This is a genomic window from Hymenobacter daeguensis (assembly GCF_054780555.1).
The window spans coordinates 1-799 of sequence record NZ_BAAGWC010000067.1; the positions used below are offsets into that span (position 1 = coordinate 1).

General features: G+C 68.1%; 1 protein-coding gene. It reads right to left on the minus strand.

All coding sequences use genetic code 11. From position 1 onward, the window contains the following. Nucleotides 1-10 precede the first annotated feature (10 nt). A protein-coding gene (locus ACYVHT_RS23305) for an IS5 family transposase (protein ID WP_460557799.1) occupies nucleotides 11-765 on the minus strand; the annotation gives its coding sequence in 2 pieces (ribosomal slippage) (nucleotides 11-435 and nucleotides 435-765; 756 coding nt in all). Between the last annotated feature and the right edge of the window lie 34 nt (nucleotides 766-799).

Below are 799 nucleotides of genomic sequence, written 5' to 3' on the forward strand. Positions count from 1 at the left end.
CTAGGAAGTGTTAACAGTCGCGCAGCCACAAGACAGTTGCGGCGAGGTGAATAAAGGCCAAAAAATGCGCATCGAGCTTATCATACCGAGTGGCTACGCGGCGAAACTGCTTGAGGCGGCTGAACAGCCGCTCAATGGGGTGACGTTGGGCGTAACGGGCCGCGTCGTAGGCCCTGGGGTGGCGGCGCTTGCGCCGGGGCGGAATCACGGCCAAAGTGCCGCGGGCCGCCAGCGACGCCACGAGCGGGTCGGAATCGTAGCCGCGGTCGGCGATGAGGTAGGCCGGGGCCAGCCCCTCGAGCAGCGGCAAGACCTGCGGGGCGTCGTGGCGCTGGCCGGCGGTCAGGCCGCCGCGCACGAAGCGGCCCCGGGCATCGGCCACCGCGTGCAGCTTGCTCGTCAGCCCGCCGCGGCTGCGGCCCAAGGCTTGCGGCCCGTTTTTTTGCGTGCCCCTGAAGCGTGCTGGTGCGCCCGCACGGTGGTCGAATCCACCAGCAGCGTGTGCAGCGCAGCGTCTTCTTGCACGGCCGCCAGCACCCGGGCCCACACGCCCGAGGCCGTCCAGCGCTGGAAGCGCGTGTACGTTGTGTGCCAGTTGCCCCAGGCCGCAGGCAGGGCCCGCCAGCGGCAGCCGTTGCGCAGCAACCACAGCACCGCTTCCACAAAGCGGCGGTTGTCCTGGCCCCGGCCGCCTTTGGTGCCTTCCCGACCCGGCAGCAGCGGCGCGATGCGGGCCCACTGCGCGTCTGTGAGCAGATAATCCATGCCACAAATTAATACCTACTGTTAACACTTCCTA